Source organism: Nonomuraea sp. B19D2, from assembly GCF_040137845.1.
In the GTDB taxonomy this organism is placed as follows: Bacteria; Actinomycetota; Actinomycetes; order Streptosporangiales; family Streptosporangiaceae; genus Nonomuraea.
Map to the genome: position 1 here is coordinate 225095 of NZ_JBEFAK010000005.1, position 15073 is coordinate 240167.

The following is a 15073-nucleotide window of genomic DNA, read 5'->3' on the forward strand; positions in this document are numbered from 1 at the left end:
GAGCAGTCTGGAGGCCGGCGCCGGGACCCGTCACGAGGACCACGTCGCCGGCCTCACCGGGTCGGTGGGAACCGTGCGCACGCTGTACCCGCGCCGGTCGAGGATGCGGCCGAACGTGGCGTGGCTGGCGGTGCTGAGCCTCTTCTACGCCTTCGACCTGCCGCTCGGGCCGGGCGCCGCGATCCATGGGCGCTGAGGCCGGGCATCCGGGCCCGGCGCGCCCGCCCCATCGAGGCCGAGCCCGTCCAGCGCGGCGAGGCGCCGAGGACGTCGCCCGCCCGGCCGACGTCCTCCGAAGCCGTCCCGCAAGCCCTCAGCGGCCCTCAGGAGGCCGCTCAGGCGTCTTCGAGGCGGAAGCCCACCTTCATGCCGACCTGGAAGTGCGCGACCTCCCCCGCGTCGAGATAGCCGCGGATCTCCGTCACCTCGAACCAGTCGAGGTGGCGCAGCGTCTGCGAGGCTCGCTTGATGCCGTTGCGGATGGCCTGGTCGACGCTCTCCTTGGACGTGCCCACGATCTCGGTGACCCGGTACGTACGATCCGTCATCTCCACATCCTCCTTACTCGAAGGCCATGATCGCATGACCCCTTCCCCGTGCCGGGGCGCTTTCGCACCCTCCTCCCACTGGGTCTACCTTGGAAGACATGAAGGGATGGCGTAGGAGACCAGTCGTTCACCAGGTCACGGACGCCGAACCGTCCCTGACGGCCGACATCCGCAAGCGCGAGATCGGCTACCTCATCAAGATGGGCATCCGGACGATCTGCCTGATCCTGGCCGTCGTGCTGCCGGTGCCGTGGCCGTACCGGCTGCTCTTCATCGCCGGCGCCGTCTTTTTGCCATACATAGCCGTAATCGGGGCCAATGAGAGGGGGAAGGGTGCCCCTCCGCCTACCTTTCAGTCGCCCGAAGCTAACCAAACCGAGATACCGCTGCATCGACGCGAGATCGGGTCGTGACTAAGTCTTGACGCATCCCATGGGTTGTAGGTGTACGCTTTAGCCATAGCGCTCCGGTCCCCCGTCGGAGTGCTGGTGCCGGCGTTCCGGGCCCCCGTCGGAACGCCGATGACGCGACGCCGGGTGGTTTGCCCCCGTAACCACCCGGCGTCGCCTTTTCTCCAGACTATTGATCAGCGCGACGACCGCCGGACCGGTCGGTAGGGCCGCTTTCCCGAAATCGTTTTCGCCCCCACCCGCCCCGTTATTCACAGGAAATCTTCAGGTGGGAGCGATCTTGACTTCAAGAGTTCGTTCGAGTCTCAGCTGTCTGTCAGCGTCTCGGCCGTGGCCTGTCCCCAGTTCTTCGCCAATGTGATCAGTTTCGCCACGGCGTCGTCGGGGGCGGTGCCGGCGCCCTGAGCCAGGCCGAGCAGGTACGCCGTCAGGGGCGCGGCCGGCCTGGCGACGCCGTGGGCGACCTCCTTGGTCAGGCCGAGAATCAGGTCGCGGTCCACACGAGCCGGGTCGATGCCCAGCTCCTTGCAGACCAGGACGGTCCATTCGTTGAGCACGTTCATGCGAGCCTCCTCCAGGTCGTCCATTGTGTCGCAGTCGAACCACGGCCTCCCGGGCAGCGCCAGCCGGACGGCGGCCAGCGGGCCGAGCAGCCCCTTGAGCGAGCGTCCCGGGTAGGCGGCCAGGGCCGCCTTGAGCGGGGCCGCCGGCCACGCCCCGGCCAGCCACTGCTCGCGCCCGCCGTCGTCCACCATCACGACCCCGCGGGGCGCCTGAGCGCCCGCCGCGGGCGTCCGTGCCGCGGCGTCCAGCAGGGCCGTCACGTGGGCGGCCGTCATGAACGGGAGGTCGCCCGCGAGGAGCACCACCCAGGGCGCGGTGACCTCGTCCAGCCCGGCGGCCAGGGCGGGAACGGGGCCGCTCCTGGGCGGGTCCTCCCTGGCGAACAGCACGCCGGGGATCGGGCGTTCCGGGCCGACCACGACGGTCTTCCCCGCGCCGGACACGGCCGCCACCACATGCTCGACCAGGGACCTGCCGCCCACCGTGAGGCCGGGCTTGTCGGCCCCGCCCAGCCGGCGCGCCTCTCCCCCGGCCAGGATCACCGCGTCGAAGGGCACCGGTCCGGGCACCGAGGCCGCCACGTCACTACCCGCCGATGGCGGACATCGGCCGGGACGGCTGGAGGAAGGACGGGTCGTCGATGCCGTGCCCGGCGCGCTTGCGCGCGACGGCGGCGATCCACCGCGCGGCCAGCTCCTCGTCGGAGGCCCCGTCACGCATGGCCGTCTTCAGGTCGGACTCCTCCGTGGCGAACAGGCAGTTGCGCACCTGCCCGTCGGCCGTGAGGCGGACCCGGTCGCACGACCCGCAGAACGGCCGCGTCACCGACCCGATCACCCCGACCCGGGCAGGCCCCCCGTCCACGAGGAACCGCTCGGCCGGCGCGCTGCCGCGCTCCTCCCGGTCGTCGGCCGTGAGATCGAACGCGGCCGACAGCCGCTCGAGGATCTCGTCGGCGGTGACCATGCCCTCGCGGGTCCAGCCGTGCTGGGCGTCGAGGGGCATCTGCTCGATGAAGCGCAGCTCGTACCCCTGCTCCAGGCACCACCGCAGCAGCGGCACCGCCTCGTGGTCGTTGAGGCCGCGCATGAGGACCGAGTTCACCTTGACGGGGCGCAGACCGGCGTCGGAGGCGGCGGCCAGCCCGGCGATCACGTCGGCGTACCTGTCGCGGTGGGCGAGCCGCTTGAACGTGCCGGGGTCGAGCGTGTCGAGCGAGACGTTGACCCGGTCCAGCCCGGCGGCGGCCAGCGGCCCCGCGAGCCGGGCCAGCCCGATGCCGTTGGTGGTCAGCGAGACCTGCGGCCTGGGGCTCAGCGCGGTGGTGCGGGCGACGATGTCGACCAGCTCGCGCCGGATGAGGGGCTCGCCACCGGTGTAGCGCACCTCGGTGATGCCCAGGCGTTCGACGCCTATCGTCACGAGGCGGACGATCTCGTCGGCGGTCAGGAGCTGCGCGTTGGGGAGCCAGTCGAGGCCCTCCGGCGGCATGCAGTACGTGCAGCGCAGGTTGCACTTGTCCGTGAGGGACACCCGCAGATCCGTCGCCACCCGTCCGAACGAGTCTCGCAACACGGGGCGTCACCTCCTGTTCGTTCGCCAGAGGGCCAGACTACGACGCCCGTTGGGCAGCCCTCAAAATCACCCTTCCTCGGACGAGTAACACATCGACCCATAGATCGATTCCACACCGGACAGCCCCGGCACGCGGCGGCGCGGGCACCGGGTGCCGCCTACCGCGCGGCCTCGTGCCAGGTCTCCCGGGCGTGCACCAGCTCGGCCAGGTGCCGCCTCGACCACTCGCAGCCCGCGTTCATCGGCTCGATGAGGCTGCGGCCGAGCTCGGTCAGCTCGTACTCGACGCGCGGCGGGATCTCGTCGTACGCGGTGCGGGTGAGCAGGCCGTCGCGCTCCATGGCGCGCAGGGACTCGGTGAGCACCTTCGGGGTGATGCCGCGCAGCGTCGCCTGGAGCTCGGTGAAGCGCCGGGGGGCCAGCTCCAGGCAGCGGATGATCTTCGCGGTCCACTTGTCGCCGATGCGGATCGGTGCGACTACCGGCGGGCATCCGGCGAACATGTCCGGATCGAGTGGCTCAGCCATGCGGACATCGTATGAGGCGCACACCCCGCTGCCTGCGGTGGAGGTGACTATCGTTGCAGAAAGCGACATCTCACCATTTACCGTCTGCGCGTGGCCGGGGAGTCCGGCACGTGGAGGGAGTGTGGTGAGAGTGAGCAAGATCGTGGTTTTCGGCGCCGGCGGGCGGGCCGGGCGGCGGGTGGTCGCGGAGGCGGCCGGGCGGGGGCACGAGGTGACGGCCGTGGTGCGGGATCCCGCGAAATATCCGGCACTCGTGGAGTCGCCGGGCGCGAGGGTGCGCGTGGTCGCCGGGGACGTCACCGACCTCGGCGGCGTGGCGGAGGCGGCCGCGGGGCACGATGCGGCCGTCCAGGCGGCGGCCCGGATGGACATGCCGTCGGAGGAGTTCTACACGGCCGCGGCCCGGGCTCTGACCGGCGGGCTGGCTCGGGCCGGGGTGTCCCGGCTGGTGGCGCTCGGGATCGGGAGCCTGCTGGAGGTCTCGCCCGGGGTCCGGCTCGTGGACACGCCGGACTTCCCGGCCGACGCCCGGGCGTTCTCGCTGGGGCACGCGGCGGAGCTGGAGGTGTTCGAGGGGGCGGAGCTCGACTGGGTGGTGCTGGCGCCGCCGCCCGTGTTCCTCGACGAGTCGGCGTCCAGGACCGGGCGCTACCGGATCGGCGGCGGGCAGGTGCCTGCCCTGGAGCCGCCGCTGTCGTTCGCCGACCTGGCGGTGGCGGTGGTGGACGAGGTGGAGCGGCCCGCACACCACCGTGTCCAGGTCGCCGTCTCGTACTAGACCTCGTACCAGACCTCGTACTGGACAGGGCCTTCGCATGGGAAACGCCCGGCCGGAGAGCGGCCGGGCGTTTCCCGATGTGGTCAGTGGCGGTGGCCGACGACCCGCACCCAGTCCTTGCCCTCCGCGGGGGAGAGCCAGCGGGAGCCGTTGAAGATCGCGCGGAACGTACCGGACGTCTCGGCGGGCACCCTGGTCGAGAAGTAGCCGCTGCCGCTGGTCCTGACCGTGTCCACGTACTCCCAGCGGCCGCTGCCGTCGGGCCGGAAGAGGATCACGATCCGCTTCCAGCCCAGGCGGTGCCAGCGCTCCTCGTCCTTGCAGTAGTCGGCGTGGTGCACCGAGACGAGGCCGCTGATGTAGTCCTCGTCACACTGCACGGAGAGCTTGCCCTCGAGGTTGATGGGCCGGCCACGCCATGCGGGCTCGGGGTTCGCGTCGAACTGCAGGCTGGTGTAGCCCGCGGCATCCGGGTCCAGGCCCGGGTCCGCGAGAGCCGGCGAGGCGGCGGTGGCCACCATCGTCGCGCCCAGGGCGGCAGCCGCCAGGCCGGCGGCTAGGCGTCGCATCTTCAAATCGAATTTCCTTCCCCGTCTGGAACGCGCCCCCCGAGTCGGGGCACGTCAACGCCAATGACGCGTAAGGGTAAGGAAAAGTTGCGATAAAGAAGATCACAATCCCGCAACGACGGTTTAAGGCCACACCAACGGCCATATTTCGGCTATTGCGTAATTTGTAGGGACTTAGAGAAGTCTGATGCGTAGTGTCCCGTTCCGGAGTAGCGGACGCGCCAGAGGCCGTCCGTGCTGTCCGTGACCGCCGTCTCGAAGGCCCCGGAGGCGTCCGTCGTCGTCTGTCCCGCCTTCTCCCAGCCGGAGGACTCGTCCGGGCGCCACAGGATCTCCAGCGGCTGTTTGGCGAACGGACCGTACCCGGTGTAGCCGCGCGGATCCACCCGCCTCAGCGAGCCGCTCAGGCGTACCGCCTCGGAGCGCCCGGCCTTCTCCGCCGTCACCGACGTGAGCTTGGTGGCGCGCTTGAGCTGGAACGACGCGTATTCGGTGACCGTCGCGCCGTGCGCCCCCCTGGCGGTGGCGGTGATCGTCCAGGTGCCGGTCGGGTAGTAGCGGTTCAGCCTCTTGTCGGGCAGGAAGCGCCAGGTCTCCCAGCCGCCGGTCGGTGCCGCCGGGAGAGCGCCCGTAGCGGGCAGCGCCACCTGCGGGGGCAGCGCCCGTGACGGGGCGAGCCGCACCGCCCCCACGGGCTGGTCATTCTCCTCGGGAGTGAGCACGGCGGACGGGGTCGCGCTCGGGGTGGGCGCCGGGGATGGCGCCGGCGGCTGGTCGGGCAGCTTGTCGGCCAGTACGGGTCCGGGCGGGGCGCCGGGCTCGACCTTCACGGTGACGCCGTCCTTGCCCTTCGCCCCCATGGCGACCACGTCGATCACCAGGCGGATGGAGTCGTACGCCCCCACCACGGGCTCCTCGGGACGTACCGTGATGGCGCGGATGGCGAGCTCGGTCTCGGGCGGGGACGCGGGCATGGTGATCGGCCCCGCCGCGAGCGAGACGAGAAGAAGGCTTCTGATCATGATCGAGACGGTAGGAACCACCCGGTAATGACCAGGACCTCAACACACGCCACGAATGGCAAAACCAGGGTCAGTCGGCACCCCCCGCTGGACGCGGACCGCCATAGAGACCCTCGATGATGTCCGCGTACTTGGCGTGGATGACCCGCCTCTTGAGCTTCAGGCTCGGGGTGAGCTCCTCCGTCTCGGCCGTCCACTCGACGCCCAGCAGGGCCCACTTCTTCACCTGCTGCACCCTGGCCAGCTTCGCGTTGGCGGCCTCGACCGCGGCCTCCACCTCCTTGAGCACCTCCGGGTGCCCGGCCAGCTCCGCGAGCGAGGCGAAGGCGATGCCGCGCGCCTGTGCCCAGCCCGGCGCCACCTCCCCGTCCAGCGTCAGCACGGCCACCGGGTGCGGCCGGTTGTCGCCGTACGCGAGGGCCTGGCCGATGAGCATGTGCTCCTTGAGATGGTTCTCGATCTCGGCCGGGGAGATGTTCTCGCCGCCAGAGGTGATGATCAGCTCCTTCTTGCGGTCGATCACCCGGTAGAAGCCGTCCTCGTCGACCGTGCCGATGTCGCCGGTGTACAGCCAGCCGTCGGCGTCGAGCAGGCCGGCGGAGGCCTCTCGGCGGTTGAGGTAGCCGCGGGTGTTGAGTGGGCTGCGGGTGAGGATCTCGCCGTCCTCGGCGATGCGGATCTCGACGCCCGGCTCGGCCCTGCCGACCGTGCCGAGGCGGTAGCAGGAGGGGCCGTTGCCGGTGAACGCGCCGGTCGTCTCCGTCATGCCGTACACGTCGATGACCTTGAGCCCGAGCCCGGCGAAGAAGTGCTGCACCTCGGCGGGCAGCGGCGCGGCGCCGGTGGCGGTCCACTCGGCGCGGTCGAACCCGATCATGCCGCGGATGATCGACAGCAGTGAGGCGTCGGCCCGGTCGTAGGCGGCCTGGATCTCGGGGGTGATCGTGCGGCCGTACTGGCCCGCCGCCACGTACGCGGCGCCCGCCCGCATGGCCTGGCGTACGGCGGCCTGCTGCTCCTCGGGCTGGGTGGCGAGCACGGCGAGCAGGCGGGCCATCATCTTCTCCCACACCCGCGGCACCCCGAAGAACATCATCGGCCTGACCTGCCCCAGCGTCGTGCCCAGGTTGGCCAGGTCGGTGCAGAAGTGCACGTGGGAGACCTTGACCAGGGGCAGGTAGAGGCTGAGGATCCGCTCGGCGATGTGCGCGTACGTGAGGTAGGAGACCTGCGTGCCCAGGTCGGGCAGCTCGGCCATGCGGGAGGTGGCGGCGACCTCGTAGAAGACGTTCGCGTGCGTGAGGGGCACGCCCTTGGGCATGCCGGTCGTGCCGGAGGTGTAGAGGACGGTGAGCACGTCGCCGGAGGTGACCGCGCGCCAGCGGGTGTCGACCTCGCGCGGGTCCACGGCCAGCCGGGCGCGGCCCAGCTCCAGGAAGTCCTGCCACGCCATGAACCGATCGCCGGCGGGCGCCCCCTCAAGCATGATGATCTTGCGGAGGCCGTCGAGGCGGTCCAGCACCGGCTCCCAGCGGGCCAGTTCGGCGGGACCGCCCAGCACCGCGTACCTGGCGCCCACGTCCCCCGCCACGAACGCGATCTGCTCGGGCGCGAACGTCGAGTAGACGGTGCACCCCACGCCGCCCGCGTGCACCGCGCCCAGGTCGGCGAGCACGTGCTCGCTCCGGTTGACCATCATCAGCGCCACCGACTCGCCGGGCCGCAGCCCCAGTGCGGCGAAGCCCGCGGCGATCTCCAGGACCCTCTGGCGTGCCTGCGCGTAGGTCAGCGTGGTCCAGCCGTCGCCTTCCGGGTCGGAGTACGCGGGCGCGTCCGGGTGCTGCTCGGCGGCGTGCCTGAGCTGCCCGCAGACGGTACGGCCGGCGATCTCCCCCTCGATCTCGGCCCGGACTTCGAGGACTTCGGCCATGGCACCCGCCTCCAGTCAGCGTTCACTTGCGTGAGTGGCCTGCATCGCACCACACCCTCCGAAGAGCGGCAAGAGCTCAAGGAAAAACACTTACGTCCATCACGTAAAGTAATCGTGCCAAATTCGTACAGGGGGGACGAATGCGGGACAAAACGTTCTTTGGGCATCCACGTGCCCTGGCCACGCTGTTCGGCACCGAAATGTGGGAGCGGTTCAGCTGGTACGGACTGCGGGCGATCCTCGCCACGTTCATGGCGGCCTCACCCGCCCAGCAGGGCCTCGGCCTGCCCGACGAGACGGCGCAGGCGGTCGTGGGCGTCTATGGAGCGCTCATCTACCTGGTCGCGCTGCCCGGCGGCTGGATCGCGGACCGGATCCTGGGGGCGCGCAGGTCGGTGCTCCTGGGCGGGTCGCTCATCCTGCTCGGGCACGTCAGCATGGCCGTACCCGTGACCTCGCCGCTCTTCATCTGGCTCGGCCTGCTGTTGATCGTCAGCGGCACCGGCCTGCTCAAGCCGAACATGTCCGCCATGGTCGGCAGGCTCTACCCGGAGGGTGACGACGGGCGCAGGGACGCCGGATTCTCGCTGTTCTACCTCAGCATCAACATCGGCGCCTTCGTCGCGCCCATCGTGGTCGGCTGGCTCGCCGGCGGCGACCGGTGGCACCTGGCGTTCAGCGCCGCCGCCGTCGGGATGGCGCTCGGCCTGATCCAGTACGTCCGGGGCGGCCGCGACCTGCAGGGGATCGGCGAGCCGCCGGCCGGCGTGGAACACGGCCGGCTCGGCCGCCTGGTGGCCCTCGGCGTGGCGGTGCCGGCGATCGCCCTGGCCGCCTGGGCGGCGACCGGCACGCTCACGATCGACCGGCTCACCGTGGCGATCACCGTGGTCATCGTGCTCGTGACCGTGGGGTACTTCGCCTACATCATGCTCGGCAGCCATGACCTCACCGAGGACGAACGGATCCGGATGAAGGCGTACATCTGGCTGTTCGCGGCCGCGTCCATCTTCTGGATGATCTACGACCTGGCGCCGAGCAAGCTGCTGTTCTTCGCCAGGGACCACACCGATCTGTCACTGTTCGGCATCGCGATCACACCGGCCACCACGCAGGCGTTCAACCCGCTGTTCATCATGATCTTCGTGCCGGTGTTCGCGGCGCTGTGGGTCAAGCTCGGGACGCGGGTGAGCACCCCGCAGAAGTTCGCGTTCGCGCTGGTCATGGTGGGGCTGAGCTTCGTGGTCATGGCGGTCGCGGCCGCCCTGGCGGGCGACGGGCGGGTGTCGGTGTGGTGGCTGGTGCTCGTCTACCTCATCCAGGTGTTCGGGGAGCTGTCGCTGAGCCCGGTCGGGTTGTCGGTGACGACGAAGCTGGCGCCTGAGGCGTTCAAGAGCCAGATGCTCGGCGTCTGGTTCATCGCGTTCTCGGTGGGCGACGCGATCGGCGGGCAGACCGGGCGGCTCGGTCGCGTGCTGTCCGATCCGGCGTACTACATGGTGCTGGCGTCGATGGCGGTCGTGGCGGGGCTGGCGCTGTTCATGTTCACGCGGCAGCTGCGGGTGATGATGGCCGAGCACCACGAACCGGCCATGCGATAGACATTTCCAGTGTGACTGAGCTTCTCGACCTCGTCGGCATCTTCGTCTTCGCCCTGACGGGGGCGCTCATGGGGGTGCGCAAGCGGCTCGACGTGGTCGGAATGGGGGTGCTGGCGGAGATCACCGCCCTGGGCGGCGGCGTCGTACGCGACCTGATCCTCAACGTCCGGCCCGCCGCCTTCCAGAGCCTCGGGTACGTGCTGGTGCCGCTGGTGGCGACCGTGATCGTCTTCTTCTGGCACCCGCACGTGGCCCGGGTGATGCCGGTCATCCTGGTGCTGGACGCGGCGGGGCTTGGCCTGTTCAGCGCCGTGGGGACGCAGAAGGCCCTGGAGTACGGCCTCAGCCCGCTGCACGCCGCCCTGCTCGGGGTCATGACGGGCGTGGGCGGCGGAATGCTGCGCGACGTGCTGGCCGGCGAGATCCCGACCCTGCTCTACGACCGGCAGCTCTACGCGGTGCCCGCCATGCTGGGCTCGGGGGCGATGGCCGCGCTCTTCTCGCACGGGCTGCACGGGTGGCCCGCCACGCTGGGGGCGGCGGTGCTGGCGTTCGGGCTGCGGATCGCGGCCATGCGCCGTAAGTGGCGCGCCCCGCTGGCCAGGGGCACCGGCGAGTGACCCGCGCGGTCCACTCCCCTCACACCATCGCGATGAGCGCCTCCGACGGGCGCGGAATGCCGGTGGGACCGTGGTCGCGGGCGGCGCGGATGCGGGTGACCACGTCGGTCAGGACCAGGGGCGGCTGGGTGAAGGGCAGGCGGAGGTAGTTCTCCAGGGTGCCCTCGAGGCCGAACCAGGGTCCGGGCGCGAGGCGTACCCCGTGGTGGGCCGCCGCCTCCGCGAGCGGGGTGGCGCCGAGGCCGTCCAGGCGCACCCACAGGGTGCCGCCGCCGCGCGGCACCGTGAACGTCCACTCCGGCAGGTGCTCGCGCAGCCCCGACACCAGCGCGTCGCGTGCGGCGCGCAGCGTGCGGCGGCGCTCTGCCAGCGTCTCCTCCAGCCGGTCGAACAGCCGCGCCACCACGAGCTGCTCCAGCACCGGGCTGGCGATGTCCACGGCGGCGCGGGACATGGCCAGCCGCCGCACCAGCGCGGCCGTGGTGCGCACCCAGCCGATGCGCAGCCCGCCCCACCACAGCTTGGAGGCCGAGCCGACGCTGATCACGCGGCTGTCGGTGTCGAACGCCGCTATGGGCGACGTTCGCGGCACCTCGTCCAGCGCCAGCTCCGACCACGTCTCGTCCACCAGCAGCACCGTGTCGGCGCGCCGGGCAGCGCCGACGATGGCGGCGCGGGTGGCGTCGTCCATGAGGGCGCCCGTCGGGTTCTGGAAGTCGGGCATGAGGTACGCCAGCCGCACCCCCGACTGGCGCATGGCCCCGGCCACCAGGTCGGCCTGCCAGCCCTCGTGCGAGATGCCCACGGTGACGATCCTCGCGCCGCGCTGCCGGGCCGCGTCGATGGCGTGCGGATACGTCGGCGACTCCACCAGCACCGGGTCGCCCGCGCCGATGAGCAGGCCGAGCACGAGCTGGACGGCGTGCTGGGCGCCGGTCGTGACGAGGATCTGCTCCGGCCTGGTGGCCAGCCCCCTGGCGGTGTAGCGGGCGGCGATGCGCTCCCTGAGCACCGGCAGGCCCATGGGATCGTAGCCGTTGCCCATGCCGTACCTCGGCAGGTCCTCCACCGCCTCCAGCACCGCCTGCCGCAGGGCGGTCGGCGCGGGCGGGGCGGCGCACTGGATCTGGGCGAGGCCGTCGACGTCGGTGCCGAGCCACGGGTTGTCCGCCGTGGTCGCCGGGTCGGGCAGGGCGGTCCAGCTGCCTGAGCCCTGGCGGCTCTCCAGGTAGCCGCGCTCGCGCAGCAGGTCGTACGCCGAGGTCACGGTGGTGCGGCTGACCTTGAGCGTCTCGGCGAGGTGGCGTTCCGCGGGCATGCGTACGCGTACCGGGATCTGGCCGTCCATGATGCGGGCGCGCACGCCGTCGGCGAGCGCGCGGTAGTACGGGCGCGCCGCCGGATCGATCTCGACGAGCCGCGCCACCTGAGTCGCCGACAAGTGCCTCATGAAGGCCACTTTTCGTGATTGGCCCTGTTTTGGCAAATCGGATGGATGCCACTCTGGGGCCATTATGAGCGAAGCGACCATCCCCAGGACCAGTTCCCTTCCCGCCCGTCTCGTCAGGTTGTACGCCGGGCTCGCGCTGTACGGCACCGGCATCGGCCTCCAGGTGGAGTCCGGGCTGGGCAACGACCCGTGGGACGTGTTCCACCAGGGCCTGGCCGTCAGGATGGGCCTGTCCATCGGGACCGTCATCATCGGGATCGGCGCGCTGGTGATGCTGCTGTGGATCCCGCTGAAGCAGAAGCCCGGGCTCGGGACCGTCAGCAACGTCCTCTTCCTGGGCCTGTTCGCGGACGCCGCGATCTTCCTGCTGCCCACCCCGTCGCACCTGGCCGTCCAGTCCCTGTACGTGGTGCTCGGCGTGGTCGCCATCGCCCTGGCCACCGTGCTCTACATCGGCGCCGGGATGGGACCGGGTCCGCGCGACGGCATCATGACCGGGCTGGTGCGCCTCGGCCTGTCGGTACGGCTCGCGCGGTTCCTCATCGAGATCACCGTGCTGGCCGCCGGGTGGCTGCTCGGCGGCACCGTGGGCGTGGGGACCCTGGTGTTCGCGCTGGCCATCGGCCCGCTGACCCAGCTGTTCACCCGCTGGTTCCCCTTGACGTGATCCCGTGACCGGGCCGGGTATGACGCGACATGATCGAACCCGGTCACGGGACCACCCCAAGCGCGAGTAACGTCAAGGCATGCGGATCGAGGATTACGCCCTGATCGGAGACATGCAGTCCGCGGCGCTGGTCGGCAGAGACGGATCCATCGACTGGCTCTGCCTGCCCAGGTTCGACTCGCCGTCGTGCTTCGCCGCGCTGCTCGGCAGCGAGCGCAACGGGCACTGGTGGCTCGGGCCCACGGGCCGGCGGCCGGCCACGCGGCGCCGTTACCGCCCCGACACGCTCATCCTGGAGAGCGAGTGGGACACCCCGACGGGCACGGTCCGCGTGATCGACTTCATGCCGCCGCGCGACCGGAACCCCGACGTCGTGCGCATCGTCGAGGGCGTCTCCGGGAGCGTGGAGGTCTCCACGCAGCTCAGGGTGCGCTTCGACTACGGCAGGATCGTGCCGTGGGTGCGCCGCAGCGACGGCCACCTGCAGGCCATCGGCGGGCCCGACTCGGCGTGGCTGCACTCCCCCGTGCCGCTGAAGGGCGGCGACTACGCGCACCGGGCCACGTTCACGGTGAAGGAGGGCGAGCGGCTGCCGTTCGTCTTCACGTGGCACCCGTCGCACGAGCCGATGCCGCGGGAGATCGACGCCGAGACCCAGCTCCGCGAGAGCGAGGCCATGTGGGCCGAGTGGGTGTCCCGATGCACCTACGAGGGGCCGTACCGGGAGGCCGTGGTCCGGTCGCTGATCACCCTGAAGGGCCTGACCTACTCCCCGACCGGCGGCATCGTCGCCGCGCCCACCACGTCCCTGCCCGAGGACCTGGGCGGGGTGCGTAACTGGGACTACCGGTTCTGCTGGCTGCGGGACGCGACCATGACGCTCGACGCGCTGATCAGCTCCGGCTACCTGGAGGAGGCCGCGGACTGGCGTTCGTGGCTGCTGCGGGCCATCGCCGGGCGGCCCCAGGACCTGCAGATCATGTACGGGGTCGCGGGCGAGCGCCGCCTGCCGGAGCTGCGCCTGGACTGGCTCGACGGCTACGCGGACTCCCGCCCCGTGCGGATCGGGAACGAGGCGGTCAAGCAGCTCCAGCTCGACGTGTACGGCGAGGTGATGAACTGCCTCTACGTCGCGCGCACCCGCGGCCTGTCCGCCGACGACCGGGCGTGGACCATTCAGCGGCAGCTCCTCGACTACGTGGCCGACCACTGGGACGAGCCGGACGAGGGGCTGTGGGAGGTGCGGGGGCCGCGCCGGCATTTCGTGCACTCGAAGGTGATGTGCTGGGCGGCGATGGACCGGGCGGTCAAATACGTCGAGCGGTTCGGGCGGACCGGGCCGGTGGCGGAATGGCGGACGTTGCGGGACGCCATTCACGCCGAGATCTGCGCCAAGGGGTTCGACGCGCGGCGCAACACCTTCACCCAGTCGTACGGGTCGTCGGAGCTGGACGCGGCGCTGCTGATGATGCCCGTCGTCGGTTTCCTGCCGGCCGACGATCCGCGGATGGTGGGGACCGTCGCGGCCATCGAGAAGGAGCTCATGTCGGACGGGTTCGTGCTGCGCTACCCGCTGGCGGCCGACAACGACGTGGACGGCCTGCCGGGCGGGGAGGGCGCCTTCCTGGCGTGCAGTTTCTGGCTGGTGGAGGTGATGGCGATGCAGGGGCGCAAGGAGGAGGCCAAGGACCTGTTCGAGCGGCTGCTGGCGCTGCGCAATGACGTGGGGCTGCTGGCCGAGGAGTACGACCCGCGCTACGGACGGCTGGTCGGCAATTTCCCGCAGGCCTTCAGCCACGTGCCGCTGATCCACGCCGCCCGCGCGCTGTCGTAGACCCCCCGGCTACGGGCCGGTGAGGCGGCGCTCGCCGGCCGTGGTGATCACGAACACCTGCCAGTTGTAGTACGCGTAGTAGTTCCGCGGGTCCCGCTTGATCTGGCGGGCATGCAGCAGGATCGCGTTCACGTACGCCTGGGAGTGGTTGTAGGCGTACAGCGCCCGCCGGTAGTCCCGCGGCGCGCCGGAGGCACGCAGGTAGTTGGCGGCGGCCATGACGGCGTCGCGCGGGTCCTGCACGTCGCCGCCCATGCCGTACGCCTTCCAGGTCCCGGGCATGAACTGCATCGGGCCCTGGGCGCCGGTGTGGCTGTCCGACTTCACCCGGCCGAACTTGGTCTCCGCGAACATCACCGCCGCCAGCACCTCCCACTCCACCCCGAACCGGCGCTCGGCCTTCTTGAAGTGGCCGAGCAGCTCGGCCGCCGGCGGTGGAGCCTGGACCTTGAACGTGGCCGACGGCTTGACCGGGTGGGCCAGGGAGAGCAGCCCGCGGATGGCGGCCGTGTTGTCCTTGGCCTCGGCGGCCAGCGGGGCCGGGAGGCGGGCGAAGGCCTGCGCGGCGAGTTTGGGGTGGCGGGCGGCGTAGCGGTAGATGCGCTGCTGGTGGAGGGCCAGGAGCTCGACGTTCTGCGGCGGCTTGCCAGTCTTGGGCCAGGCGTCGATGGCGGCGTCGAGCGCGGCACTGGTCCGCTTCAGCGCGGCGGCCAGCCCGGCGGCGTCCTGGGGGATCGGCTCTCCGGGGGCGGGGAGCGTCTCGCTCGCGGCCTGGACGGTCGGTGTGGGCGAGGCCGTCGGCCGGCCTGTCGCGGAGTGCGCCACCGACAGCGGGGCCGGGTCGCCGCAGGCCGCCGTGCCGAGGAGGGCCGTGAGCGCCGCTGCGGCCACGGCGCGGGTCGTACGGGCGGGGCGGGCGTGGTTGTCCTGGCGTTCCTCCATGGTCGGCCAACCTACCCGGTTCTGCCGCCGGTCCTC

Annotated in this window: 16 protein-coding genes; 7 read left to right on the forward strand and 9 right to left on the reverse strand. The window is 71.1% G+C overall.

Going from position 1 to position 15073, the window contains the following annotated elements; translation table 11 throughout:
* Positions 1-73 precede the first annotated feature (73 nt).
* Positions 74-196 (forward strand): hypothetical protein, encoded by a 123-nt coding sequence (locus ABN273_RS12320; RefSeq protein WP_349448853.1) that lies wholly within the window; start codon positions 74-76, stop codon positions 194-196.
* A 139-nt stretch (positions 197-335) separates the two neighbouring features.
* On the opposite strand, the gene ABN273_RS12325 is transcribed toward ABN273_RS12320, so the two are convergent.
* Positions 336-548 carry a dodecin gene (locus ABN273_RS12325; RefSeq protein ID WP_349448854.1) on the reverse strand — a complete coding sequence of 71 codons (213 nt, stop codon included), beginning with the start codon at positions 546-548 and terminating at the stop codon, positions 336-338.
* A gap of 98 nt (positions 549-646) precedes the next feature.
* On the opposite strand from ABN273_RS12325, the gene ABN273_RS12330 reads away from it, so the two are divergent.
* Positions 647-961, forward strand: a complete 315-nt coding sequence (locus ABN273_RS12330; protein ID WP_349448855.1) for a DUF3099 domain-containing protein — start codon at positions 647-649, stop codon at positions 959-961.
* Positions 962-1263: 302 nt separating this feature from the next.
* Here the strand turns inward: ABN273_RS12330 and ABN273_RS12335 are convergent, their stop codons facing one another.
* From ABN273_RS12335 to ABN273_RS12345, 3 genes are all read right to left on the reverse strand, one after another.
* Positions 1264-2103, reverse strand: coding sequence for an NTP transferase domain-containing protein (locus tag ABN273_RS12335; protein ID WP_349448856.1), 840 nt, complete (start codon positions 2101-2103; stop codon positions 1264-1266).
* A gap of 4 nt (positions 2104-2107) precedes the next feature.
* On the reverse strand, positions 2108-3097 hold the full coding sequence (moaA, locus tag ABN273_RS12340; protein WP_349448857.1) for a GTP 3',8-cyclase MoaA: 990 nt from the start codon (positions 3095-3097) through the stop codon (positions 2108-2110).
* A gap of 158 nt (positions 3098-3255) precedes the next feature.
* On the reverse strand, positions 3256-3624 hold the full coding sequence (locus ABN273_RS12345) for a winged helix-turn-helix transcriptional regulator (protein WP_349448858.1): 369 nt from the start codon (positions 3622-3624) through the stop codon (positions 3256-3258).
* Between the two features lie 130 nt (positions 3625-3754).
* Between ABN273_RS12345 and ABN273_RS12350 the strand changes: the two genes are divergently transcribed.
* Entirely contained in the window at positions 3755-4402 is a 648-nt protein-coding gene (locus ABN273_RS12350; RefSeq protein ID WP_349448859.1) for an NAD(P)-dependent oxidoreductase, read from the forward strand.
* An 83-nt stretch (positions 4403-4485) separates the two neighbouring features.
* Here ABN273_RS12350 and ABN273_RS12355 read toward each other — a convergent pair whose 3' ends face one another.
* The 3 genes from ABN273_RS12355 to ABN273_RS12365 form a co-directional block, all read right to left on the reverse strand.
* A complete protein-coding gene (locus tag ABN273_RS12355; RefSeq protein WP_349448860.1) occupies positions 4486-4971 on the reverse strand; it encodes a hypothetical protein in 486 nt (161 codons plus the stop codon).
* Between the two features lie 152 nt (positions 4972-5123).
* Positions 5124-5993: a hypothetical protein gene (locus ABN273_RS12360; RefSeq protein WP_349448861.1), complete on the reverse strand. Its 870-nt coding sequence runs from the start codon at positions 5991-5993 to the stop codon at positions 5124-5126.
* A gap of 70 nt (positions 5994-6063) precedes the next feature.
* Positions 6064-7923, reverse strand: coding sequence for an AMP-dependent synthetase/ligase (locus ABN273_RS12365; protein ID WP_349448862.1), 1860 nt, complete (start codon positions 7921-7923; stop codon positions 6064-6066).
* A 140-nt stretch (positions 7924-8063) separates the two neighbouring features.
* On the opposite strand from ABN273_RS12365, the gene ABN273_RS12370 reads away from it, so the two are divergent.
* Both ABN273_RS12370 and ABN273_RS12375 read left to right on the forward strand, forming a co-directional pair.
* The gene (locus ABN273_RS12370) at positions 8064-9524 is read left to right on the forward strand and encodes a peptide MFS transporter (RefSeq protein WP_349448863.1); all 1461 of its coding nucleotides are present in this window, start codon (positions 8064-8066) and stop codon (positions 9522-9524) included.
* Positions 9525-9535: 11 nt separating this feature from the next.
* Complete coding sequence (locus ABN273_RS12375; RefSeq protein ID WP_349448864.1) at positions 9536-10144, forward strand: trimeric intracellular cation channel family protein; 609 nt, start codon at positions 9536-9538, stop codon at positions 10142-10144.
* A gap of 19 nt (positions 10145-10163) precedes the next feature.
* Here ABN273_RS12375 and yczR read toward each other — a convergent pair whose 3' ends face one another.
* Complete coding sequence (gene yczR, locus ABN273_RS12380; RefSeq protein ID WP_349448865.1) at positions 10164-11594, reverse strand: MocR-like transcription factor YczR; 1431 nt, start codon at positions 11592-11594, stop codon at positions 10164-10166.
* Between the two features lie 64 nt (positions 11595-11658).
* Between yczR and yczE the strand changes: the two genes are divergently transcribed.
* Positions 11659-12261, forward strand: a complete 603-nt coding sequence (yczE, locus tag ABN273_RS12385; RefSeq protein ID WP_349448866.1) for a membrane protein YczE — start codon at positions 11659-11661, stop codon at positions 12259-12261.
* Between the two features lie 79 nt (positions 12262-12340).
* Positions 12341-14095 carry a glycoside hydrolase family 15 protein gene (locus tag ABN273_RS12390; RefSeq protein ID WP_349448867.1) on the forward strand — a complete coding sequence of 585 codons (1755 nt, stop codon included), beginning with the start codon at positions 12341-12343 and terminating at the stop codon, positions 14093-14095.
* Positions 14096-14104: 9 nt separating this feature from the next.
* On the opposite strand, the gene ABN273_RS12395 is transcribed toward ABN273_RS12390, so the two are convergent.
* A complete protein-coding gene (locus tag ABN273_RS12395; protein ID WP_349448868.1) occupies positions 14105-15037 on the reverse strand; it encodes a lytic transglycosylase domain-containing protein in 933 nt (310 codons plus the stop codon).
* Positions 15038-15073: the final 36 nt, after the last annotated feature.